General features: G+C 70.4%; 20 protein-coding genes. 11 read left to right on the top strand and 9 right to left on the bottom strand.

What is annotated here, in order from left to right; all coding sequences use genetic code 11:
• Positions 1-59: 59 nt before the first annotated feature.
• Together VF665_RS02360 and msrB are read right to left on the bottom strand one after the other, a co-directional pair.
• Positions 60-3,695, bottom strand: coding sequence for a hypothetical protein (locus VF665_RS02360; protein WP_331051791.1), 3,636 nt, complete (start codon positions 3,693-3,695; stop codon positions 60-62).
• 226 nt (positions 3,696-3,921) lie between these two features.
• The gene (gene msrB / locus VF665_RS02355; protein WP_331051790.1) at positions 3,922-4,413 is read right to left on the bottom strand and encodes a peptide-methionine (R)-S-oxide reductase MsrB; all 492 of its coding nucleotides are present in this window, start codon (positions 4,411-4,413) and stop codon (positions 3,922-3,924) included.
• Between the two features lie 526 nt (positions 4,414-4,939).
• Here msrB and VF665_RS02350 point away from each other — a divergent pair.
• Both VF665_RS02350 and VF665_RS02345 read left to right on the top strand, forming a co-directional pair.
• Positions 4,940-5,140, top strand: coding sequence for a hypothetical protein (locus tag VF665_RS02350; RefSeq protein ID WP_331051789.1), 201 nt, complete (start codon positions 4,940-4,942; stop codon positions 5,138-5,140).
• A gap of 75 nt (positions 5,141-5,215) precedes the next feature.
• On the top strand, positions 5,216-6,154 hold the full coding sequence (locus VF665_RS02345; RefSeq protein ID WP_331051788.1) for a hypothetical protein: 939 nt from the start codon (positions 5,216-5,218) through the stop codon (positions 6,152-6,154).
• Positions 6,155-6,251: 97 nt separating this feature from the next.
• Here the strand turns inward: VF665_RS02345 and VF665_RS02340 are convergent, their stop codons facing one another.
• A complete protein-coding gene (locus VF665_RS02340; protein ID WP_331051787.1) occupies positions 6,252-6,575 on the bottom strand; it encodes a ubiquitin-like small modifier protein 1 in 324 nt (107 codons plus the stop codon).
• Complete coding sequence (locus tag VF665_RS02335; protein WP_331051786.1) at positions 6,572-7,702, bottom strand: hypothetical protein; 1,131 nt, start codon at positions 7,700-7,702, stop codon at positions 6,572-6,574. Before VF665_RS02335 ends, VF665_RS02340 begins: the two co-directional genes overlap by 4 nt.
• A 714-nt stretch (positions 7,703-8,416) precedes the next feature.
• Here VF665_RS02335 and VF665_RS02330 point away from each other — a divergent pair.
• Both VF665_RS02330 and VF665_RS02325 read left to right on the top strand, forming a co-directional pair.
• A complete protein-coding gene (locus VF665_RS02330; RefSeq protein WP_331051785.1) occupies positions 8,417-8,779 on the top strand; it encodes a metalloregulator ArsR/SmtB family transcription factor in 363 nt (120 codons plus the stop codon).
• Positions 8,760-9,272: an SRPBCC domain-containing protein gene (locus VF665_RS02325; protein WP_331051784.1), complete on the top strand. Its 513-nt coding sequence runs from the start codon at positions 8,760-8,762 to the stop codon at positions 9,270-9,272. Before VF665_RS02330 ends, VF665_RS02325 begins: the two co-directional genes overlap by 20 nt.
• 160 nt (positions 9,273-9,432) lie before the next feature.
• On the opposite strand, the gene VF665_RS02320 is transcribed toward VF665_RS02325, so the two are convergent.
• Positions 9,433-11,874 (bottom strand): 3'-5' exonuclease, encoded by a 2,442-nt coding sequence (locus VF665_RS02320; RefSeq protein WP_349263091.1) that lies wholly within the window; start codon positions 11,872-11,874, stop codon positions 9,433-9,435.
• Between the two features lie 196 nt (positions 11,875-12,070).
• The gene (locus VF665_RS02315) at positions 12,071-12,643 is read right to left on the bottom strand and encodes a hypothetical protein (RefSeq protein ID WP_331051782.1); all 573 of its coding nucleotides are present in this window, start codon (positions 12,641-12,643) and stop codon (positions 12,071-12,073) included.
• Between the two features lie 1,095 nt (positions 12,644-13,738).
• Here VF665_RS02315 and VF665_RS02310 point away from each other — a divergent pair.
• Entirely contained in the window at positions 13,739-14,395 is a 657-nt protein-coding gene (locus VF665_RS02310; protein WP_331051781.1) for a DUF305 domain-containing protein, read from the top strand.
• Positions 14,396-14,453: 58 nt separating this feature from the next.
• A complete protein-coding gene (locus VF665_RS02305) occupies positions 14,454-16,238 on the top strand; it encodes a hypothetical protein (protein ID WP_331051780.1) in 1,785 nt (594 codons plus the stop codon).
• Positions 16,239-16,315: 77 nt separating this feature from the next.
• Here VF665_RS02305 and VF665_RS02300 read toward each other — a convergent pair whose 3' ends face one another.
• From VF665_RS02300 to VF665_RS02290, 3 genes are all read right to left on the bottom strand, one after another.
• Complete coding sequence (locus VF665_RS02300; RefSeq protein WP_331051779.1) at positions 16,316-17,002, bottom strand: NYN domain-containing protein; 687 nt, start codon at positions 17,000-17,002, stop codon at positions 16,316-16,318.
• Positions 17,003-17,201: 199 nt separating this feature from the next.
• Entirely contained in the window at positions 17,202-19,331 is a 2,130-nt protein-coding gene (locus tag VF665_RS02295) for a patatin-like phospholipase family protein (protein WP_331051778.1), read from the bottom strand.
• 229 nt (positions 19,332-19,560) lie between these two features.
• Entirely contained in the window at positions 19,561-20,340 is a 780-nt protein-coding gene (locus VF665_RS02290; RefSeq protein WP_331051777.1) for a DUF4142 domain-containing protein, read from the bottom strand.
• Positions 20,341-20,588: 248 nt separating this feature from the next.
• Between VF665_RS02290 and VF665_RS02285 the strand changes: the two genes are divergently transcribed.
• From VF665_RS02285 to VF665_RS02265, 5 genes are all read left to right on the top strand, one after another.
• The gene (locus VF665_RS02285; RefSeq protein WP_331051776.1) at positions 20,589-20,978 is read left to right on the top strand and encodes a hypothetical protein; all 390 of its coding nucleotides are present in this window, start codon (positions 20,589-20,591) and stop codon (positions 20,976-20,978) included.
• Entirely contained in the window at positions 20,978-21,235 is a 258-nt protein-coding gene (locus VF665_RS02280) for a DUF5985 family protein (protein ID WP_331051775.1), read from the top strand. Before VF665_RS02285 ends, VF665_RS02280 begins: the two co-directional genes overlap by 1 nt.
• A complete protein-coding gene (locus tag VF665_RS02275; RefSeq protein WP_331051774.1) occupies positions 21,220-21,486 on the top strand; it encodes a DUF5985 family protein in 267 nt (88 codons plus the stop codon). Before VF665_RS02280 ends, VF665_RS02275 begins: the two co-directional genes overlap by 16 nt.
• A gap of 318 nt (positions 21,487-21,804) precedes the next feature.
• Positions 21,805-22,068: a PTS sugar transporter subunit IIA gene (locus tag VF665_RS02270; protein WP_331051794.1), complete on the top strand. Its 264-nt coding sequence runs from the start codon at positions 21,805-21,807 to the stop codon at positions 22,066-22,068.
• Between the two features lie 205 nt (positions 22,069-22,273).
• On the top strand, positions 22,274-22,805 hold a 532-nt coding region (locus tag VF665_RS02265; RefSeq protein WP_331051773.1), incomplete at its 3' end, for a hypothetical protein.

Genomic DNA, 22,805 nt, shown 5'->3' with positions numbered 1-22,805 from the left:
ACGAAACAGAGCGGAGCCGGGTCCCGGCTCCGCTCTGTTTCGTCTTCCCGCCGGGATGGCTACGCGGGCGGCTTCTGCCCATCGTCTCCCGCCGGCGGCGCCTCGTCCCCGCCGCCGCCCTGCGCCGCGGCACCGGCCAGGACCGCATCGCCGTCCGCCTGTTCGGAGAGGTCGACTTCGGCGACCATCCACTGGGCCGCGCCGTCGTCCTGGGCCGCAAAGTCGTGCGGGACCGGAATGCGCCGGCCTGCAAAGATCAGGTCGCCCTCCACCATGTAGGCCTTCTGGAACCCGGCCGTGCGGTACAACTGCAGTTCGTTGGCGGCCCAGCGCTTGGCGGGCGTGCCCTTTGTCTTCTTCGCCTCCACGCGCACCGCCAGGTGGGTGACGTCCTGCAGCTTGGGCGACGGCCTGCGCAGCTGCTTCAGAAAGTCGCTGCCGATCCCCACGCCCCAGAGCCCCGCGGGCACAAAGAAGTGCTCGGCATCCCACGCCAGCGTGCCGTCCCGCCTGGCCGCCACCACCTGCGCGGCCTGGATGGCGTACGGATCCTCGTTGCGGTACACCATCCGCAGGTTGTACGACACGACTTGCCGGCCCTTCGGCTGCGGATCGTTCCCCTGCCGCACCCAGCACGACCAGGCAAAGCCGTTCCGCCCCTGGTCAATCCAGGTGAAACGCCGCTCCTGGGACCGGGGATCGTGGTCCAGCGACCCCAGGCTGAAGTGCGTTTCCAGAAAGCGGGTGTAGCGCTGCGGATACAGCGTCTTGAGCAGCGGCCACCACGTGCGGAAGAGCGGTGCATATGCCCAGCGCGCAAACCAGTTCATCAACCCGAGGTACATGGGATGGTTGTGGTTGCGGTCCAGGTCCTCGCTCTCGAACACCTCTTCCATCACCAGCAGCGCGCGCCGGATCAGGTGAAGCGCCGCCTCCTGCGACTCCGCGGAGGGGAACCGGTCGGCCGGGGCGCCCGCGGAAACCTGCACCGCGCCGCCCTGCCCGTCTTCGGCCACCACGGGGACGGGAAAGCGCATCCGCTGCTGCTGGTCCAGCTCGTCCAGCTCCTTGTACACCTGCCGCAGCAGCAGCTCGCTCCCGGGCCCGCGCAGCGCCGACTCCAGTTCCGCCACGCGGTCGGCAAAGTGCGACAGGCGCTCGTCCCAGCCCTCCGGCTCCGGGAACCACTCGCGGCGGGCGCGCGCGAACGCCTCCATCCACACCGGCCGGAGCGTCTCGTCCGTCTGCTCCGGCTCCTCCAGCTTGAGCCCGTCCAGCACGGTCAGGAACGCGTTGCGGGCGGCGTGCTGGCCCAGCCGGCGGTACGACTCCCACTGCGCCTCGTCGTAGAACTGGTCCAGCGTGCTCTCGTGGGGAAAGGCGGCGTTGCGCGTGCGGTACTGCGTGACGTCCGCCGGCTCGCCGCCGATGAGCGCGGGCTTGAAGAAGAGCAGCACGCCCGTGTCGCCGTCGGGATAGTGGATGTCGCCCGCCACCATGTACTGGCTCGACAGGCCGTCCGCGCCCGGCCGCACGGGCCGCGTGTCGATGCGGATGTCCACGCCGAAGTCTTCGCGCACCCGGCGCACCAGGTTGCCCAGGTCGTCGAAAGCGGAGTCGCCGTCCTGCCCGCAGTCCGAAACCACGATCACCCGGCAGTGGCGGCGAACGAGTTCGTACGCGGCCAGGTTCTCGAAATGCGCCCCGTCCGAAAGGTGCACCTGGTTGCCGGTGGAGCTCGCGTTTCCGAACATCTCGCTGTAGAACGGAGCGCCCGGCGCCACACGCAGCTTCTTCTTGCGCGGGTTGTCCGGGTGCGCCACCCACATCCCCAGCCGCAGGTTCAGCGCGGCCATCAGAAAGGCGACGGCGGGGCCGTACTCCTTGCTGCGAGACCCCATCAGCGTGTTGAACGCCGCGCCTGAGGCGGTGATGGCGGCGGCCAGCGACACCGGCTTGCGGAACTCCGACCACGGCGCCCAGCGGCTCCCCACGGAGAAGCCCGCGTGCGACAGCACCGCGCTGTCGGCTCCGCGGCTCAGGTTGGCCATGTCGTCGCGCGACGACAGGTCGTTGGCCGCCAGGCACACCAGGTGAAAGGGCCGCAGCGCGCCGTCCTCCAGCTTGTCCAGCCGGATGTCGTCCCCGAGGAGCTCCTCCGCCTCGCGGTTGGTTCGGCGGTGGCCCTGGGCGTCGAGCCGTTCGTTGTTGGACGCGCCGGAGTACGCGCGGGCCAGCCGCGCCCGGTAGAACGAGTGGAATCCCACCTCGTTGGGGTTCATCAGCGCCAGCACCAGCAGCGTCACCAGCGCCGCGCCGAGGGCGATCCACACCGGGCTGGCCAACGCCATCCCGGCAACGGCGATCACGGCCACGGGCTGCAGAGCGAACACGGAGCGCGTCGACGCGAGCCGCTCGACCGTTACGATCCCCGCGGCCACGCCCACGATCGCCAGAACGACGACCGAGTAGGCCAGGAGCTGCGGCAGCATGGGCTTCAGGCGGTCCCGCAGCTTGCCGCTACCGTCCGTTCCCTTGCTCTGCTTGGCCAGGAACTGCTGCACCTTGGCAAAGAGCCCGGCCAGCGCCGCCGTGAGGCCGGTCAGGCCTCCCGTCCACCCCCGGGAGTGGCCGGCCAGAAAATGGGCCAGGATCACGCCCGACATCCACAGCGCCGGCACCACGGCCCAGGCAACGGTCAGGAACAGCAGCCGGCTGCGCACCCGGTCCGCCGTGCGGTGCACCCGCTGGGCGTAGGACAGGCGCAGCGTTCCCGAAAAGAACCAGCGCAGGGCGATGAACCCCAGCAGCGCCGTTCCCCACGCGGCCGCGGGCGCCAATACGTACCACGCCTCGTCCGGCCGCGAATCGTGAAACCCGGGCAGCACCTGGCCGGGCCGGTAGACACCCATGGCGTTCAGCCTGCTCCCCACCAGCCACCATGCCGCCGCCGTGAACGCGAGCGCCAGCAGGCTGGAAGCCAGGTACTGAATTCCGTCGGGATCCTCCTTTCGCCTCCGCCACACGGCCTCAAAACCCGCCAGCGCCACCAGAGTGACGCCGAGCAGCGTGAACACCGGCGCGTACGCACCCGTCCGTCCCGACAACATCAGCCCCGAAAGGCCCACCCACGCCAGCAGCCCCAGCGCGATCACCGACAGCGCCGCCAGAATGGAAGGCACCATGGAACTGACGGCGTTCACCACCATCCGCCCGGTGTCGTAGCTGAAGATGCCCAGGCGGGGCGTGAGGAAGTTGCTGAATTCCCGCAGGTGCCGAACCTCTTCCGGCTCCGCGCAGCCGGGCGGCACGTGGGAGGGAAAGTCCCCTCCCCGGCGCGGCCCGCGGCTGCGCCACGCCGTCCACCACGCGCCCAGGTAGCCGCCGCCCGACACGGTGGACAGGTAGTCAAAGGAGCGCAGAAGCCGCATTTCGTGAAGCCCCTGCAGCAGCCCCAGGTTGAAGGTGGCGCTGCGGATGCCGCCGCCGGAAAGCGCGAGCCCGATCAGGTCGCGCGGCGGATGCTGCAGCCACTGCCCGTTGTCGCCGGCTCGTACGTCTTGGCCCGGAAGCTCGGCCGCGACCAGCCCCGCGATGGTCTTGTCGCGGAGCGGCCCTCCCGGGCGACTGGCCGTACGGTCCGGTCGGGGGGAAACGCCGGGCGGCGGCGGGGCCGGAACGGAATTCGTGCCCATGATGGTTCCTGGGATGAAGGGCGGGGAGGGGCGCCGGGAGCCAGGCGGCCCGGGGCGGGCCAGGGAAGTCGGCGGGGGGGCCGGGGAACGGCGCGGGGCGGGGTATGCCCTTGCGCAGCAACGTAATCGCGCCTCCGCGCGGGAGCAACAATGTTGTCGCGAGGGGAGGGTTCGCTCCGTCCGGCGAAGCGCGGGGATGCAGAGAGGGCCGCCGGAAGGGCGGCCCTCACCGGGATTTCTGGTGGGACCGTGACCCCGGGTCCGCGCGGACGCGGCGCTCAGCCGCGCGGTCGGGCAGCGGCTCGCCCGCGGGAACGAACCGCAGCGCGACGCCGTTGTTGCAGTAGCGCTTGCCCGTGGGCGCGGGGCCGTCGTTGAAGACGTGCCCCTGATGGCCGCCGCAGCGTGCGCAGTGGTACTCGGTGCGGGGAAGGATCAGCTTGAAGTCGCGCTTCGTTTCCACCGCGCCGGGGAGCCCCTCATAAAAGCTGGGCCACCCCGTGCCGCTCTCGAACTTGGCGCGCGACGCGAACAGCGGCTGAAAGCAGGCCGCGCACACGAACGTTCCCTCGCGCTTTTCCGCGTTCAGCAGGCTGGTCCCCGCGCGCTCCGTGTGTTCCTTGAACAGCACGTCGTACGCGGGTGCGGAAAGCAGTTCGCGCCACTCCTGCTTGTCCTTGCTCAGCGGCTGGATGGCCGGTGCGTTCTGATCGCTCATGGTTCTCGATTCCGCGAATGTCCGGGCGCCGGCGACGCCCCTGGTGTGGCCCTCAAGCATACCCCAGCGAGGCGGATTCGATCTCTCCAACTCCGCACCCGGATCCCCGCCCCAACCGTCGCACCCAGGGATCAGCGCCGAACCGACGTGCAGGCGCCGCCGCCGATTCCGGTTCTCCGTAGGTTCACCCGCACGGCACCGCGAAGCACCCCACCTCAGTTGGGGTGTGCCCCCTCTCCCACATCTGTTCGTGGGAGAGGGTGGACGCGTCTCAGCGCGGCCGGGTGAGGGCCCCCGCCGCCAGACCGGACCGGGCTTCCTGATCCAGGGAACCGCGATCCTCCGGCGCGATTGCGCCAATCCACCTATCTCGTTCCGCACGTTTCGCTTGCGTCCACTCCGCAGCCGTTGCTCGCGGGGGATTGAATCATCAATCGTGTCTGATTAGGATTGATGGACCAAGCGCGGCAGCCCGTTCCCGCGGCGCCGCGTTCCCGATCCCGATCCCCCCCTCAGGAGATTCACCATGGGCACCACGCAGAAGTTCGGCGAAGAAGATTTCCCGGTCACCAGCGACGCCATCGGCGAAGAAGACAGCACGATGTCGATCGGTGAAGAAGACACCACCCAGGCCATCGGCGAAGAGGACGTGACCACCGACGCCCTCGGCGAAGAAGGCCCGATCATCGAGGATCCGGTCGCCATCAGCGCGTTCGGCGGCTTCTGATTCGGCGCGCGGAGCCGGGCCACCCGCCCGGCTCCGCGGCTTTTCCATCCGTTCTCCGGCATCCCGGGACCTTTGATGACCCCCACCGCGGCCCCGGCTCAGGCGCCCGCCCAGCCCACTGTTCCCGCCACCGCCGACGCCGTGATGATCGCGGGCGGGGAACTGGACTTCAACCTGCTGTCGCTGCTGCAGCGCGCGGTTGAACGTGACATCCCGGTCTGCCCCGTGCTGGTGGGCGCCGAGGGCAACCCGTCGCTCGTGTGGAACGTGCAGGCCGACACGCTCACGCTGAACGGCCGCGAGATCCGCCCGCGCGGCGGCTTTCTGCGCTACGACGTCTTCAACGCCAAGGCCGATCCGCGGCAGAACGTCCGCTCCCGCGCGCAGGCCTGGTACACCACGCTGCAGGGCTGGCTGCTCTCGCACCCCGAGGCGCGCATGGTGAACCGCGGCTACTCCGGGCAGACCAACAAGCCGTACATGCTGCGCCTGGCGGCGGAATGCGGGCTGCGGATTCCGCGCACGCTGGTCACCAACGACCTCGCCATGCTGGACGAGATGAACGCGGCGGAGATGATCGCCAAGCCCGTCCCGGGCGGCGGGTTCACGCAGATGCTGCCGGAACTGCTGGCCAGCACGCAGCGGCGCGACGGCCGGGCCGCGTCGCCCGCCATCGTGCAGGAGCGGCTGGTGGCGCCGGAGGTGCGCATCTACGGCGTCGGCGAGCGCTTCATCCCCTTTCGCGTGGAATCCGACCAGCTGGACTACCGCGTCGACGGGGCCACGCGCGTGGTGCCGCTGGAGGTGGACGCGATCGATCCGGAGCTGCTCGCCGGCCTCGGCCTGCTGATGCGGCGGCTGGGGATGGAGTACGCCGCCGCCGACTTCAAGTCCGATCCCGCCACGGGTGAACTCGTCTTTCTGGAGATCAACAGCGGCCCCATGTTTGCCGCCTTTGACCGAGCGAGCGGGTCCGCGGTAAGCGACGCCCTGCTGGATTATCTGACTGCCTGACCAGATTCCGCCACCGCGCGGATGGAAGAAATCGGCGCCGAGCCCGTACGGGTTCCGCGCCGATTCTTTTGTCCCTCCCCCGATCCATGCATCCCGGTCAGCCGCCGCTCACCGCCGCGACGATGGTGATGGTCGCCCCGGCCGGCACGGGGGTGGCGAGCAGCTCCGTGAAGCGAATGTTTTCGCCGTCCACGAACACGTTCACGTGGCGGCGCACCTCGCCGCGCTCGTCCAGCACGCGGTCCACCACGCCGGGATGCACGGCGACCAGCGCGTGCAGCGCATCGCGCACGGTGCCGCGGGGGATGGTGCAGGCCACTTCCGCGCGGCCGCCCGCGAACGGCCGCAGCGCCGCGGGCAGCGCGAACACCACGTCGACGCCCCGCGCGGCGAGCGGTTCCGTTCCCGCCACCGTGCTCACGCGCCTCCGCCCACGACGGCCGCGCGCACGCAGACGATGGGCGGCAGTGTGCCGCTGATCTCCCGCCACGAGTCGCCGTCGTCCGCCGAGCCGAACAGCCGCCCGCTTCGCGTCCCGAAGTAGATGCCGGCCGGCGTGCCGCCATCCGTGGTCATCCCGTCGCGCAGCACGCACTCGAACGCGTTCTCCTGCGGAAGGCCCTGCGCCAGCGGCTCCCACGAGGCACCCGCGTCGCGCGTGCGGTAGACGCGCAGCTTGGCTTCCGGCACGCAGCGGAACTGGTCCGACTCCAGGGGAACGATGTACACGGTGTCGGGATCGGTGGGGTGCACCTGCATGGCGAACCCGAAGTCCGACGGGACGCCGTTGGCGATGTCGGTCCAGCTGTCGCCCCAGTCGTCGCTGCGGTACAGGCCCCAGTGGTTCTGCAGGAACAGCCGTTCCGGGCGCGCGGGGTGGTTGACCACCTTGTGCACGCACTGCCCGAATTCCGGGTACTTGTCCGGCAGAAACTCCGCGCGAACGCCCGTGTTGCGCGGTGCCCAGCTCTGCCCGCCGTCGTCCGTGCGGTAGAAGCCGGCGGTGGAGATGGCGATGCCCATGCGCGCGGCGTTGGCGGGATCCGTAACGATGGTGTGCAGGCACAGCCCGCCTCCGCCGGGCTGCCACCGCGGCCGGTGCTCGTGGTTCAGCAGACCCGGGACGGGCGCCCACGTTTCGCCCGCGTCGCGCGACGTGAACAGGGCGGCGGGCTCCACGCCGGCGTACAGCACCTCCGGCTCGGCGGCGGGGCCGGGATGGAGCTGCCAGATGTTGTTGAGCGCCAGCCCCGAGTCTTCCGGAAAGCGGACGTTCTGGCGGTCGGGCGCGGTCCACGTGGCGCCGAAGTCGTCGCTGGCGCGAACCACGCTGCCCCAGTGAAAGCTCTGCGTGCCGGCCAGGATGCGCCGCCGCCCGCCGCGCTGGTCAAACGCGAGGGAGTAGACCGTCTCGCCGCGAAAGTACGGTCCGAACGTCTTCCATTCCCGCCGCTCGTGGTCCGACGTGAGCACGAACGCGCCCTTCATGGTCCCCGCGAGCACGACGACGTCGCCGTCCAAAACGGCGGGAGCTTCATCCAGGGCCATGGGATCTCCGTTGATTGTGGGGCGTTCGGGACCGGCGGGCCGGACCCGCAGTCTAATCGCCCGCCGTGGCCGCGCCAAGCAGTTTGTGGGATGCCGCTGCATCGTGCGTGCGGCGCGGCATGTTCGGGCCGCATCGGGAAACGCGGAGCGGAGAGCGGCGCGGCCGCCCATCCAGAGCGAACCAGACCATCCCGGGGGAGCAAGGATCGGCGCCGCGGCCTCACGCGAAGAGATAGGGACCCGCGCGGCGCTCGAGCGAGGGGCGAGATCGGCGCGCGAAGCGGAGGTCGGCGGAGGGAGCGGAGGTCGGCGGAGGGAACGGAGATCGGCGGAGGGAGCGGAGATCGGTGCGGCCGCCGTCCAGAGCGAATGAATTCGCCGCTGGAACAGCACGAAGTCCGCCTGCGCGGACTGCGCCGGCTGCTTCGGCGCGGGCGGCGTGCGGCGGGCTGTCGGCCGGGGCGTCCGCGGGTCGGTTGAAGCCCCGAACGTGGACGCGACAGCGGCCACGTGTCGGGGGTTCCCGCTGTTGGAGCGGCGGATTCATCCGCTCAGGACAGCGTGCGCCCGCTTCAATCGCTGCATCACGCTCGAGCCCCGCTGCCTCCCCATCCACCCTCGCCCGTTGTTTGGCTCGCATTCGTAGCCGGGCAGACCACCCTCGTTCGCGGCCCTCTTGCATTCCACGAACGTGTACGTTAAATAGTGAACCATATGGTTCAGTATCTTTCACCCCGACTCGATGCGTCGTTCGCCGCGCTTTCGGATGCGACGCGGCGTGGCGTTCTGGAACAGCTCGGACGAGGCGACGCTTCCATTACGGAGCTCGCCGAGAAGTTCCAGATGACGCTCACGGGCATGAAGAAGCACGTCGCCGTTCTGGAGCAGGCGGGGCTCGTCACCACCCGAAAGATCGGGCGCGTGCGGACGTGCCAGCTGGGCCCGCGGCGGTTGGAGGAAGAAACGGCGTGGCTCGAGAGCTATCGCCAGCGCTGGGACGAACGCTTTGACGAACTCGACAGGGTTGTCGAGGAACTGACACGAAAGGAGAAGAGCGATGACAGCAGGAATCGGTAGCTCCGGCCCCGTGAAGAACCGCACCACGGTGGAGCGGAAGTCGGACCGGGAGGTGGTCGTCACGCGCACCATCAACGGCCCCGCACGCATCGTGTTCCAGGCGTTTACCCAGGCGGATCTGCTCCGGCGCTGGTGGGTGCCCCGTTCCATGGGAATGACCCTGCTGTCCTGCGAAGTGGATGCTCGCGTGGGAGGCAAGTACCGCCTGGTGTTCGACTTCGACCCGGAGCCCGTGGCGTTCTTCGGAACGTACGTCGAAGTGGAGCCGTATTCGCGCCTCGCATGGACCAATGAAGAGGGCGGCGAGGGCGGGTCCGTCACCACGGTGACCTTCGAGGAAACGGGCGGAAGGACGCTGGTGGTCCTGCAGGAGACCTATCCCTCCAAGGAAGCTCTCGACGCCGCCGGCACCGGAGCCGCCGAGGCCATGATCGAGACGTTCGACCAGTTGGACGAGCTTCTCGTCACTCTCGCGGAGAGCTCGGGACAGTAGCGCAGACGCGAAACTCGCGGCCGGTGGTCCGATCGCCGCCGGTGCCCACCGGGGTTTGGGGGTCCGCCGTGAAGCCCGCCGCCCACACCGGCCCCGAACCGCCGTGCAGGTGAAGTCCCCCCGCAGTTTGGGGGGACTTTCCGTTGTTGTTGCGGCGACTTCAGTCGCTCAGCCCATGAAGGGCCTCGTACGCGCCCGCCGGCACCGGCCGCGTGTCCAGGACGGTGTGCATGGACGCGGTGGAAGGCGCGAACAGGGAAAGCTGGTCCGCGGCAGCGAACACTTCCGCGAAGTCGCCGGGCGACAGGGCGCGGGCGAGCCGCACCGCGAACGTGTCGCGCAGCAGCCGGGCGTAGTGATCGACGTCGTAGTCGCGGGGATCCACGAACCCCGGCGCCTCCTCCTCGCCGGACGGAACCACGCCCCCCGCGCCTCCCTGCGTGCGGTACACGCGCACCCGTTCGCCCACGCGCCACCGCGTGCGCCCGCTCGCCAGCAGCGCCTCGTACGCCAGTTCCCGCCGCGTGTCGCGCGTTTCGGCGTAGCGCTCCGGCGGCTTGGTGAGCCGCACCTTGGACGACACGTCGTAGGTCGGCAGTTCGCGGCGGCGCAGGGCCCGCAGGGTGGTAAGATATTCCGCCCGCAGTCCGCTGATGTCTCCCGCGAACAGCAGGGGAAGGGCCCGGCGCAGGAACGCTTCCCCGTACGGCTCCGCGCGGCTGGAGCGGAACGCCACCCCGCGCAGCAGCAGCGTTCCATCGTACCCCAGCAGCGCGTAGTTCTTGGGCTCGTGCGAGAGCATGGCCGCGTACCGCCCGTCGAACTCCAGCTGCACCAGCGGCGGAAGAAGCGCGTCCACCTCGGCCACCACCCGCCGCTCGTCCTCCTCCGTCCACCCCTCCGGCACGGCGAAGTACACGCCGTCCGTGTCGGCTTCCAGCAGGGTGACCCCGCGCGCCGCCAGCTCGCGGCACATGAAGTTGAGCGTCTCCCGCCCGCGGCGCGTGACCTCGTTGGCGGCGTGCACGTCCGCAAAGCGCGTAAGCCCGCCGCCCGCGGCAAGATACCCGTACGCCGAGTTGACCAGCAGCTTCATGGCCGCCGACGTGGCCTCGTGCGTGTGGCGCTCGGCGGAGCCCGCGGGCGCCGCACGGCCTGCCGCCTTGGCCGCCAGCCGCTGCTGCACCAGGCGGTCCACCAGCGACACCAGCGCGCCCAGGTGGTCCGGCGCGGGCCCGATGCGGTAGGCGCGCATGAGCGACGGGTACAGGCTCGCCACGTCGGCCTTTACCACGCGGCGGGCCACGCCTGTCGCAAAAAGGTGGAGGGCCGCGCCGCTGTGCGGGGTGCCGTCCCAGGCCGCGTGCGCGGGGAGCGCGGCGCCGGCGCGCAGGTAGGCGCGCACCAGCAGCGGGTCAATGACGCCCGTGGCGGGGCCGGCGTCCGCCAGGCGCTCGTACCGGCGCGGCGCCATGCGGGCGAGCGCGAAGGCGGCGCCGCCCAGCAGGCGCGAGATCGCGGCGACCTCCTCCACGTCGTCGGTGGCGTAGCGGCGGATGCGCTCCGGATCGGTGCGGTAGATGGTGAAGATCTGGCTTCCCGGCACGTACTCGCGGTCCGGCGCCGCCACGCCCAGGTGCTTCGCGACGGCCTTGAGCCCATGGCTGGGCAGGTCGCGGCTGGCGAAGTCGTAGCGCATCACCGCGTCCATCGTGTCGATCAGCTCACGCCCGGGCGCCACGAAACGCACGCGGCGGCCGGGATCGTCGCCGCGCGCGGTGCCGCGCCGGGCCGCGCGCTCGCGCAGCCCCAGCTTTCCAAGCCGTCCCAGGGCCAGCGGCACGCGCAGCCGGTGCGCGCGCGTGGCCAGAAAGGGGAGGTCAAAGCCGTGCAGGTTGTGATTTTCGATCACGTCCGGATCGGCCTCGCGGACGTGCTCCACCAGGCGACGGATGAGGTCCGCTTCCGCCGCGTCGCCTTCGCCGTCCGCCTCCAGAACGTGCGCCGCGCCGGACGGATCCCGCACCGCGACCATGAAGATGCGGCTACGCGTGGCGTCCAGCCCCGTGGTTTCCAGGTCGAACTGCAGCCGGTGCAGCTGATCGAATGCAAGGTCGCGGAAGTACGTGCGCCCGGTGGCCACCAGGTACTGCTCTTCCGGCGGCAGCGCGAGCACGGAGCCGGGGCCCAGGTCGCGCAGGTGGCGCAGATGCTGGCCCGTGCGGCGGGAGGCGCCGTGCAGCACCGCGCTGGCCAGCGCCGCCCCGTCCTGGGCGGAGACGCGGAAGCGCAGCGCGCCGGGGCCATCCAGTTCGCGCCACCGGAAGGGCGTCTCGCCATCATCCTCCGGGCCCAGGCGCGCGCCCAGGTGGTGCAGGTCATCGACCCGATCCAGCAGTATCCACGGCCGGTACCGCTCGTCATCCCGCACCAGCGCGCCCGTTTCCGGAATGCGCCGCCACACGAACGCGCGCCCCGTGGGGTCTGCCCACACGGAGACGATCCCGGGCGTCGGGTCCCATCCCCACAGCCACTCGTCCTCACGCGAGGGAATGGGAGCAGGCGCGGGGGTGTCCGGAGGAGCGGGAGACGGCGTGGGGATCACGGCGATGGCGGGAAGCGGTGCGACGGGTGCACCGAATACTAACCGGCAGTCGGGGCGGCGGCCATGGATCGCTGAAGGAAGCGGAGACCGTCGTCCGCACCGCACGTGGATGCCGGCGCTTCCGATCGGCGGAAGCGGTCCCCCCCGGAATGCGGTTCGGCGCAGCCCCGCGGGACTGCGCCGAACCTGAACCTTACTTCACGACCACGACGGCCGTGTCGCTCTTCAGATCCAGGAAGTTCACCCCGGCGCGCGGGTTGGCGACGTCCGGACGGGACAGCGTGTAGTAGTGCGCCACCAGGCGGTACCTGCCCGGCGTGGAGAAATCGTAGCGCCAACCGCAGGCCCGTGCCTCGCCCGCGGCCTCCGGGTGCACCGGCGCGCCGCAGGTCAGGTCCACCACGCCTCCCACCAGCCCGTTGCGGGGCAGTTTGGTGCGGGCCGGCGGAAACTCCCCCTCCATGAGAGCCGGGTTTGTGTGCTGCGGAAGGGGCTTCCCGTCCGGGCTGGTGACCGTGAACCCGACCATCCGTTCGCCGTACCGCATCTCACGCTCATCTCCTGGATTGTAGAGGAGATAGGCGACGCGCACGGGTTCTCCGCGGCCCACCGTGTCGCGAACCGGGATTACCTCCAGAGTGGGCTGCGACCCGGCGGCCGTCGCGAACCGCGCCCGGCTGCCCCCCGTCTGCGCCGGCTCCCCGCCGCAGGCCATCATCCACAACGCCGCGGTGAGCCACCCCAGCGCACTGCGCCGCTGATTCATTCTGAGTCTCCCAACGGTCCACCTTCCTAGGCTGATCTCCGATCTCCGGAACGTGCGGGCTGGCGGGGAAGGTTGGAACGGCCCGGCCGGCCCCGTCCAATGTGCAGACTCCAGGATCCCGTCGATCTTCATCTCCTGCTCGTTCACAAATCGAATGATTCCCTCTTGTTGCCCTCTCTTCCGGTACCTGAACTCCAGCAGAATGCCGTCGCCGCCACCAAGGAGAGCTCCCGGAGGGAACGTCGGGAGTGCACTGCGCGCGAAAGGCCGCAGGGCGTCAGGGCTGGAACGCAGGTGCTTGGCTACGGCGACCGTCGCCGTGGCCTCGATCGCCGCTGAATCTCCGGATGTGAGCGCTCGCAGGAAGCGCTCCGACGTGCCGATGCACTGTGCATGCAATCGGCGGCTCTGCAGGGCCTGCTCCGCATGGCGCAGTCCGCGGGCGGTCGGGAAGAGGACCACGGGTCTTGCACCTGGGCGAGCCCGATGTTGTCCACTGCACCGCGTCCGAGAGCATGCGTCAGATTCGCCGCGTGACCCGCCGACATGACATTGAGCCCTCGCCCAACGACGTGCGCGTCTGATCTGTCCTTGCACGAGAGACGGCGCGGCCGGAGCCGCCGGCCGGCGCCCGCGCTGAGTTTTCCGCATTTTTTGGGAGAGCACCCCATCGGTTTCCGCGCCGGTGGACGGGGAGCGCACTGCCTGATGCGCGTCTGTTTGCGGAGTGTGGGGGCGGATCGGAGGCTTGGGTCCTCACGGCTTGCGCGCGGCAACTGCAGGATCGCGCGGGGCGGAGAGATGCGCATGCTGCGGGCACCGCTCACCCCCCGGCCACCTCTCCCGCAAACGGGCGAGGGGGAGCCGTTCGGCGCGGGTGACGGGTCGGCGCGCGTCCTCGTCTGACGTGCGGGTGGCCCTCCGGACAGTGGGCGGCGGCGGAGGGTCGCGCGGCTGCGGCGGGCGCCGTACGGGTGCGATGGATGACGAGGCGCAACCTGGCGCGCTCTTGCGGGGTACGGCCGTGTACCCCCAATTGTGCGGTATACGGAATTCCTGCCCGGGCGCCGGGCGGGCACGCGGAGATGTGGAAGGATGCAGAAACTGACACGGTGGATGGGCGCCCTGGGCACCGTGCTGCTCGCGGCGTGCGGTGCATCGGCGCAGACCACGACGGCGCCCGCGCCGCAGCCCGCGCCTGCGGCGGCGGCGGGCCATGCGCACGCGCAGCACGCCGCGTCGCCCACGGCCAACCCCGGGGACGTGGCGTTCATGCAGGGAATGATCGGCCACCACGCCCAGGCGCTGGTGATGACCGCGCTCGTGCCGCAGCGCACCACCCGCCCCGACATCCGCCTGATCGCGGAGCGCATCGACGTGTCGCAGCACGACGAGATCGCGCGCATGCAGCGCTGGCTGCGCGCCCGAGGCCAGGCCGCCCCGGACCCGTCCGAGCACGCGGGCCACGACATGCCAGGGCACGCCATGATGCCCGGCATGCTCACGCAGGAGGAACTGGCGCGACTTGCCAGCGCCACCGGCCCGGAGTTCGACCGGCTGTTCCTGGAGTTCATGATCCGCCACCACCAGGGCGCGCTCACCATGGTGTCGCAGCTGTTCGCCACGCCGGGCGCGGGGCAGGACACGGAACTGTTCGCGTTCGCGTCGGACGTGGATGCGGACCAGCGCATGGAGATCGACCGCATGCGCCAACTGCTGAACGGGCCGGCCGCCGGCCCCCGCCAGCGCTGACCGGCTCCCGGACGGGAGCGGTCGCGGGATGTTTTTCACCCCACAGAAGACGATCACGATGAACACCCAAGCAGTGACGCGCCGCCCGCGCGGGATGGCCGCGCGGGTCTGGCCCGTGGTGCTGGCCGCCGGCCTGTTCGGCGCCGCCGAGGCGGGCGCGCAGGCGCCGCGGCAGCAGGACCCGCGCGTGGGGCTGGCCCCCGGCTACCAGAACGCCGGGCAGGCCGCGCGCAACATGGCCCTGGTGGGCCACATGGACCGTCCGCAGGGCTTCTTCAACCCCACGAACAACGGCGACTTCGGGTTCGCGAACTCCGACATGGCGTTCAGCGGCAACCGGCTGTTCATGGGCAACTACCACGGCGTGCAGGTCTTTGACATCAGCAACCCGGCGCGCCCGTCGCTGGTGTCCACCCTGGTGTGCCCCGGCGGCCAGGGCGACGTGTCGGTGTACCGCAACCTGCTCTTCATGTCGGTGGAAGAAACGCGCGGCCGGGTGGACTGCGGCACGCAGGGCGTTACCGCGCCGGTGAGCGCCGAGCGCTTCCGCGGGGTGCGCATCTTTGACATTACGGACGTGCGCAACCCGCGCCAGGTGGCCAGCGTGCAGACCTGCCGCGGCTCGCACACGCACACGCTGGTGCCGGACCCGCGCGACCCCAACAGCCTGTACGTGTACGTGTCGGGCACCAGCCAGGTGCGCTCGCCGGACGAGCTTGCCGGGTGCTCCGGCCGCCCGCCCAGCGAGGACCCCAACAGCTCGTACTTCCGCATCGAGGTCATTCACACTCCCGTGGCGCGCCCGCAGGAAGCCCGCATCGTGAGCATGCCGCGCATCTTTGCCAACGAGGCGGGATCGCCGGCGGGGCTGTGGGGCGGCGGCAACCACGGCGAGGGGACGCAGACCACAGCGGTGACCAACCAGTGCCACGACATCACCGTCTATCCGCAGATGGGGCTGGCGGCGGGCGCGTGCTCGGGCAACGGCATTCTGCTGGACATCCGCGACCCGGCCAACCCGGTGCGCATCGACCAGGTGAGCGACCCCAACTTCGCCTACTGGCACTCGGCGACGTTCAACAACGACGGCACCAAGGTGCTGTTCAGCGACGAGTGGGGCGGGGGCGGCGCGCCGCGCTGCCGTGAGACGGACCGCCCGCAGTGGGGCGCGGACGCCATCTTTACGCTCAACAACCGCAAGCTGACGCAGGTGGGCTACTACAAGCTCCCCGCACCGCAGACGGCGCTGGAAAACTGCGTGGCGCACAACGGCTCGCTGATCCCCGTGCCGGGCCGCGACATCCAGGTGCAGTCGTGGTACCAGGGCGGCATCAGCGTGGTGGACTTCACCAACGGCGCGCGGCCCATGGAGATCGCGTTCTTTGACCGCGGGCCCATGGACGCCAACCAGATGCTGGTGGGCGGCTACTGGTCGTCGTACTGGTACAACGGCCACATCTACGGCTCGGAGATCGGCCGCGGGCTGGACGTGTTCCAGCTGCAGCCGTCGGACATGCTGTCGCAGAACGAGATCGACGCGGCCAAGCTGGTGCGGTTCTCGGAGTTCAATCCGCAGAACCAGGTCAAGCTGGAGTGGCCGGCCAGCTTCGTGGTGGCCCGTGCCTTTGTGGACCAGCTTGCGCGCGGCAATGCGCTCACGCCTTCACGGCTGACCGCCATCCGCGGCAGCCTGGCGCGCGCGGAGCGCATGTCGGGCGCGGCCAAGCGCGCGGCGCTCAACACGCTGGCCGCCTCGCTGGACCGCGACGCCCCGCGCGCCGCCGATCCGGAGCGCGTCCGCATGCTTTCCGCCGAGGTCCGCCGCATCGCCACGGCCCGTTGAGCACGGCCTGACCGTTTGGGCGGATGAACAAAAGCGCACCGCGAGCCTCGCTCGCGGTGCGCTTTTTTACTGCTCACTCACACTCTCCCCTTGATTCCTCTCGCCTTTCCGGTGGGGGTGCTGGGCACGTACCTGCACCGCTCCAGGAAATCGGCGGTCATTTCGAAGGGCTCTGCTCCTTTTCTCACGAGCGCTTTTACCGCGCGGTGTGTGGCTGTACAGGCCCACACGACGCGTTTGCCGAGTGCCCGGACCATCTCGACCGCAGGACCAAAATCCGCATCGGACGCGACGAGCACCCCCACATCATAGCGGTCGTGCACTGCGCCTTCGTACATCAACAGCGCAAGGCGGACGTCCGCGCCTTTCTCAACGATCGGTCGCGAGTCCTTCTCGTCCGGTGTGCGGTAGACGAATCGCTCACGCCAGACCTTTACCCCGGGCTCCTGTGCGATCCGGTTGTACAACTGGTCGGTGCTCCGCTTGCGGCCAAGACGCGCGTGGTACTCTCCGGGCTCCATGCGGGGATCGTTGTCCCGCGGCTCAGGGTAGGCGCCCGCCACGTAGTGCAAGCCCACCAGGACAGTGCCCCCAACCGCCGAAGTGAGCTCGGTCGCCAGCCGTCCAAACGCAACAGGGTGCTCAATTCCAGCTGATTCGGTCGAGGGGTGGAAGTTGGAGCCGTCCACGAAGATCTCTACCCGGACCTGGGCGGGTCCGCTGGTCGTGCCTTCCGAGGGGACAACGAGTGACGAGTCGGGCATCGAACCACCTCGTCCAAGGGGATACAAAAGCGGGCCACGCGATTCGCGTGGCCCGCTCAGGATCAGGAACCCGCTCCTTTCGGAGGGGCCGTACTACTTGGTGCAACAACGATAACCGAACGGCCGTTGCGTGGCAACCCCTGTCCGAAGCCCAGGGAATCACCTGTTCGCCGCCGCTGTTCAGTTCCTGCGTCGGGCGTCAGAACTGGGCGCCGAGGTCCAGAATCAGGCGCTGTTCGCCGCGGCTGTTGGCGCCGAAAGCAAGGTTGAACACGCCGAACGGCGTCGCGTACACCACGCCCAGATCCGCGCCGCTCATCCACCGATCGCGGTTCTCCAGGCTGCCGACCCGGTCCGCCACGGCGCCTGCCCGCAGCCGCGTGCGCATGTACGCGCCCGACGCCAGCGGATACGCCGCGTCCGCGCCGGCCAGGGCGCGCACGGGGGCGCGGCGCTCGCCCCACCGCACCCCCGGCATCGCATGCTCCTCCCCCAGCGACGCATGCACGTCCGCGGGCGCGCCGGCCGACGCCGCCGCGAAGTCGCCCACGGCGGCCAGTCGCACGAGACCCAGACGCGTGCTGCGCGACGCGCGGAGGGAGGCGCGGCTGTACTCCACGGCACCCATCCGCACCTCCGCTTCCGCCAGGAACGGCACGCCCACCACCGGCGGGTCCGCCGTGGGCGCCGCGAGCCGCAGCAGCGGCCCCACGATGAAGCCGTCGCGCCCGCCGTCCACCCGGATGTGCTCCGCGCGCACCACGGCGGAAGCCACGCGCTGCGCCAGAAGCTGCTGAAAGTCGATGCCGGCCCACGCGCCCGTGCGCCGCACCTCGTCGTCGCCGCGCAGGTCGCCGTCGCGGGGCAGGTCCGTCTCGCGGCGGAACAGGCCCGCCGTGGCCACGAGCGGCGAGATCTGCGCAAGGTGGATCTGCGCCCCCGCCGAGCCCCACTGCCGCAGCCGGTCCAGCGACAGCGTTCCCGTGAGCACCGCCGGCGCCCCCATCAGCGCCTGCGACCGCTGCAGCGCGGCCCAGAGCCGTCCACCCCGGTCCGTGTCGAACCCCGCGCCACCCGCGATGGTGATCAGGGGCGGCCGCTCCAGCCGGACGATGAGGGCCGGCGCCGCATCCGTGCCGCCCGAATCCTCCACCCGCGGCCACACGCCCTCGAAAAGCCCCGTGGTGTACAGCCGGTCCACCGCCGCCAGCACGCGCATGGGATCGTACGGGCCGGGCGCCACGTGGCGGAACACGCGCCGGGCCAGCGCGGCCGTGGCGGAATCCGGCGCCTCGATCACCAGCCCGCCAAACGCCGCGGGCGGGGGCGCGAGCGGCCGCGGCTCCGGGCGCCTGCGCGACGCCGCCGGCACGCCCTGCACGCCCGCGAGGCCGATGCGAAAGAGCGGGTCGGGGTCCGCGGGAAAGGTGATGCCGAGCGAGTTGGGGTCCAGCGGCGGGACGATGAGCAGGTCCGGCTGCACCGTGGACTGCTCGGCGTTCTGCTCCAGGATGTCCAGCGCACGGCTGGCCACCTGCAGCGGCCCGCGCCCCAGGATCTCCTCCGACGGCCGCCCCACGTCCACGGCAATGATGCGCGTGGCGCCCAGCTGGCGGGCCACGTCGGTGGGCAGGTTGCTGCTGAGCCCGCCGTCCACCAGGCTGCGGCCCTCCCACTCCACCGGGCTGAACACGCCGGGAACGGCCATGCTGGCGCGCGCCGCGCGGGCCAGGTCGCCCCGCGCCAGCACCACGGAGCGGCCTGTCTGCAGGTCCGTGGCGACGGCGCGGTACGGCCGCGCGAGCCGGTCAAAGTCGCCGCGCGAGCGGGCTTCCGCGTCAAACAGCAGCCGCACCAGCACGCGGTTGATGCGCCACTGCGGGATGAAGCCGCGGTTGAAGCGCAGCGGGTTGCTTTCGCGGTCGTAGGTCAGCAGCGGATAGCGCGCTTCGCGGTCCGGTCCCAGCACCAGCGGCGCGGGGGTGAACACGTCGCCCCAGTTGATGGCGCGGATGCTGTCCTGGATCTCCGCGGGCGACCGCCCCGACGCGTACAGCGCACCTGCCAGCGCGCCGATGCTGGTGCCCACGACGAGGTCGGGATCGTACCCCAGTTCTTCCAGCCCCAGCAGCGTCCCCACGTGCGCCAGCCCGCGCGATCCGCCGCCGCTCAGCACGATGGCCTCCCGCTCCGGCGTTCCGCCCACGCGCCGCACCGAATCCGCCACCGTCGGGGCGCCGGTGGTCTGCGCGGCGAGCGCATCGACCGACATCGTGGCCATCATCATCCAGCAGAGCGCGCCTGCACGCGCCCGGATCGTTCTCGTCATCCGCAAAACACGGCTCCCGAAACGGTTGAGCGCGCCGGTCCCGTGTGGGGCCGGCGCGCCGGATGTGCGCGGCAGGTGAAAAATCCGGGCCGTGCACCCCGCACGCGCGGATGGATGACGAGCGCACACGCGGCCGCGCCACAAACGCCTGCGGATGATGAGGTTCCGGGGCGGCGAAAAGGCCCCGGACATGCGCCCGGGGCCCCGTCCTTCGATCCGCTCGCGCGGGTCAGCGCATGGAGGCGACGATCTGCTGCGCCTGCTGCAGGTGCATGGCCACCATCTCCCGCTCCTGCATGTGCATGGCCATCATCCCCTCGCGGGTGCCCATGGTGATGGCGCCCGGGTTCATGGAGCCGCTGCCGCCGGCGGACATCCCCGCATGCCCCGCGTGCGAGCCGCTGCTGCCGGCCATCGCGCCCTGCGACGAGGAGCCCGACATGCCCATGGCGGTGTGCATCTCGCCCATCATGCGGTCCATCTGCTCCAGCGTGTAGCGGTGCGCCACCACCTGGCGGTCCATGTAGGCGCGGTCGAACTGGGCGCCGTTCATGGCCTGCAGCATCTGCATGGCGCGCATGTGATCTTCCACCACCGGACGGCTGGCGGGGTTGGCGGCCAGTTCGGCGCGCATGGCGGCCATGTCCATGTGCATCTCCCCGCCGCTCGCCATCGAACCGTTCGAGGGCCCGTGGTTTTCGCCCATGTGCATGGACATGGTCATGCGCTCTTCCATCTGCATCCCCATGGTGTGATCGGCCACCATCTTCTGGGCGTAGGCGCGCACCTGCGGGTTCTGCGTCTTCGTAAGCGCCAGCTGCGCTTCTTCCGTTTCCCCCATGTGCACGGCCATGGCGAAGTGGTGCATGGCCGAGGCCTGCTGCGTCAGGGCGGGGGACATGCCTGCCCCCGCCGTCCCGGCCATGCAGCCCGTGGCGCCCAGGCCGAGCACCATTGCGCTACAGACGGCCGCGATGGCGCGGATGGGTGATGCGGTGATTCTGGTCATGCGGTCCTCCCTGAGTACTCGTCGGAGTACGGTTCCGTCCCGCTTCTGCCGCCCGAGGTGGCGGAGAAGGGGCGGCGGGGGATGGCAAGCGCGGTGCCGCCCGCGGTTCACCGGCGCCCCTGAATCCAAAGTTTGTACAAATCCGGCTCGTGCAACCCGGCCCGCGCGCAGAGTCATTGCTGGACGGGTCCGCATCCTGCGTCGCGGCGGAGTTTCAGGCAGGTTCTTGTTCATCCGCGGATCGGTTCGTGACGGCTGCACCACTTCCGGAGTCCGTCCAGCAGTTCGTGGGGGAGCACATCGACTCCGCCGAGCTGCTGGAAATCCTCCTTTATCTGCATCGCAATGCCGGGCAGAGCTATACGGCCGAGGCGCTGAGCCCGGCGGTGTACACTGTTCCCGCCGCGGCGCTGCTGCGGCTGGAGGAGCTGGTGGCGTCCGGCTTTGCGGCCTCGGATGGAACGGGGAATCCGGCGTACCGGTACGCGCCGTCCAGCCCGGTGCTGGGGGCGGGCGTGGACGAGCTTGCCGCCGCGTACGCCGCCAACCGCATCGCCGTGATCCAGAGCATCTTTCAGAAGCCCAAGAGCGCGGCCCAGAGCATGGCCGACGCGTTCCGCCTGCGGGGGAACCGCTGATGACCATGGCCATCTACCTGCTGTGCGTGCTCACCAGCGCGGCGTGCGCCGTTCTGCTGCTTCGCGGCTACAGGCGCACGCGGGTGCCGCTGCTGCTGTGGAGCGGGCTGTGCTTCACGGGGCTGGCGCTCAACAACGTTCTGCTGGTGATCGACACGCGCGTGGTTCCCACGATTGACCTGTCCGTCTGGCGCACGCTGCCGGCGCTGCTCGGGATCGGCTGCCTTCTGTACGGACTGGTATGGGACAAACGCTGACCGTTCTGATCGCGGGCGCGCTCGCGGCGGGGTACGCGGTTGCGTCCCTCTTCTTTGCGCGCTTCTACCGCGAAACACGCGACCGCCTGTTCGTGATGTTCTCCGTCGCGTTCCTACTGCTGGCCCTGCAGCGGGTGGTGCTGGCGCTGGTGAGCGACGATCCGGCTCTGCTCCCCTGGGTATACGGCCTGCGCCTGGTAGCCTTCGTGATCATCCTGGCGGCGATCATCGACAAGAACCGCGCGGGTTGATCGCTCCCGCGCGGATGGAGGCGGATGGAGAGAGGCACGGAGCTCCGGCGCCGTGCCTCTGTCCGTTTCCGTCATCCCCGGCCCGAGGCCGGAACCCGCCGTGGCTCGTCTCCCGCGCCGCACTCCCCGCGTACTCCCCGCCCTGAAACCTCCGCGTAAAACGCCGGTGCCCTTTCTGCGATTGCAGCGGCGCGAGAGCCGTCGGCAAAGCAGGGTACCCGCGGGTGGGGCACGCATCCTGAAGCGAAAAGCGGGCTCGCCGACCGACCTCATGCCCGTCGTCCCGCCGCGTGACCGGGTGCCGCGGGCGCAACCGGCATCGCGCTGCCGCACGCGCGCATCGCGGGGCTGCCGCAGTCGCGCGTGGTGCTGGGCGTGAGCCGGGCGGGGGTCCGGCTGCCGCGCGGCACGCATCCCGTGCGGCTGTTCGTGCTGCTGCTGAGCCCGGAAGAGCACCCGGAGCAGCACCTGCGCGCGCTGGCCGGGATCGCGCAAGTCATCGCGGATCCCGGCGCGACGGCGGAACTGCTGGAGCGGCACGCCCCGGCGCACTCCCTGGACTGGCTGCGTGTGCCGGACTAGGACCACGGCGGTTCACGCGGGGGACGCGGGGGCGGCGGAGGAACGCGGGTGGCGGAAGGAAACCGGGGAGGAGCGCCGATGCAGGCGCTCCTCCCCGCGATCTGTGATGGTCCACATCCTATGCGTCAAAATTCTTGCATTTACGAAGGCGGTCATTACTCTTCGGCAAGGGGCGGGAGATTAAACCGGAACGGGAGCGATGCCGATGCTCAGGGCGCGTATGCGGCTGTTGACGGTCGTGCTCGCGGTGGCGGTCGCAGGGTGCGGTGATTCCACGGCGGTGGAGATCGCTCCTCCCGCCGCCGGGCCTGGGTTCGCGGCCTCGGCGCAGGCGCTGGAAGCGCTGGGGCCGGGCTGGCGGACGTCCGCGGCCGAGCCCCACGCCTGCTTTGCGAGCGTGGAGGACCCCGGAACCACGATTCCGTATCGCTACACCCGGTTCGCGCTGCGGCTGCCCGCGGCCGTGCAGTCGCCCACGGGTGCGGTCACGGCTTTCCGCTTCCGCTCCGTTCGCGCCGACGGGTCCGTGCGCGCGGTGCTCAACTGCGTGATCCCGGCGACGGCCTCTGCGCGCGTCGCGGTCGCGCGCCGGTTCCGCATCCCTCTGTCCGAGGAGGACGGCGGCGCCACGATCATGGGATGCGTGACGGAGAACTCCTTCACCAACCCCTGCGTGCTCGACCCGGTGGTCGTCGTGGTCGAAGATGAGGACGAGCCCTGCAGCTATCAGCCCGTCT

This window comes from Longimicrobium sp., from assembly GCF_036387355.1.
In the GTDB taxonomy this organism is placed as follows: Bacteria; Gemmatimonadota; Gemmatimonadetes; order Longimicrobiales; family Longimicrobiaceae; genus Longimicrobium.
Note: the sequence above shows the minus strand (reverse complement) of the source record. Positions and strands in the feature narration are given on the sequence as shown.